The organism is Vibrio ouci, assembly GCF_004551525.1.
In the GTDB taxonomy this organism is placed as follows: domain Bacteria; phylum Pseudomonadota; class Gammaproteobacteria; order Enterobacterales; family Vibrionaceae; genus Vibrio; species Vibrio ouci.
In genome coordinates, this window is the sequence record NZ_SATR01000269.1 from 1 (window position 1) to 698 (window position 698).

The 698-nt window shown below is 40.4% G+C and carries 2 protein-coding genes; both read left to right on the plus strand.

What is annotated here, in order from left to right; all coding sequences use genetic code 11:
* The first annotated feature begins 74 nt into the window (after positions 1 to 74).
* Entirely contained in the window at positions 75 to 341 is a 267-nt protein-coding gene (locus ELS82_RS25605) for a BrnT family toxin (protein ID WP_134837832.1), read from the plus strand.
* Entirely contained in the window at positions 328 to 570 is a 243-nt protein-coding gene (gene brnA, locus ELS82_RS25610) for a type II toxin-antitoxin system BrnA family antitoxin (protein ID WP_045497854.1), read from the plus strand. The genes ELS82_RS25605 and brnA overlap by 14 nt, the downstream gene beginning before the upstream one ends.
* Positions 571 to 698: the final 128 nt, after the last annotated feature.

A 698-nucleotide genomic window follows, 5' to 3' on the forward strand; every position in this document is an offset into this window, starting at 1 on the left:
GGCGTTAGCCGTTCCCAAAATCTTCAGATCATGTACAATTTGCCAAATGAGTAAAAAGGGTGTAATTTTTACTCATGGTTAAATTTGAATTTGATGAAAACAAAAGCAGGTCAAACTTTGAGAAACATGGAATTGATTTCTATACAGCTCAAGGTTTGTGGAACGACTCTGATCTTATCGAGATCCCTGCAAACACAAACGATGAACCGAGATATTTAGTTATCGGTATGCTTAATGGCAAACATTGGTCTGGTGTCATTACATATCGTGGGCTAAATATTCGGATCATTTCAGTCAGGCGTTCACGCAAAGCGGAGGTGAACTTATATGAAAGCGCATGAGTTTGATGCCAAGTTTGAAAGTGACGATGACATTTTAGGTGATCTAGATTTATCTAAAGTTAAGCGTCCAATGCAAAAACAGAAACGAGTCAATGTCGACTTTCCAGCATGGATGTTAGAGTCATTAGACCGTGAAGCTAGTCGAGTAGGTGTGACACGACAGTCGATTATTAAGATATGGTTGGCTGAAAGGCTTGAAAATGTAGCCCATCACCACACTTCCAACTAAACGGCTAACAAAGCGTTTAAGACAGATTCCCAACGCCTAGCATTTTTAGTGCTATCGTTGGGTTTTGTGTTTACGGTGGTCTGGTTAAGTTATGTGGTAGCGTTGCTCACTACTTAACGCGGCGTTAT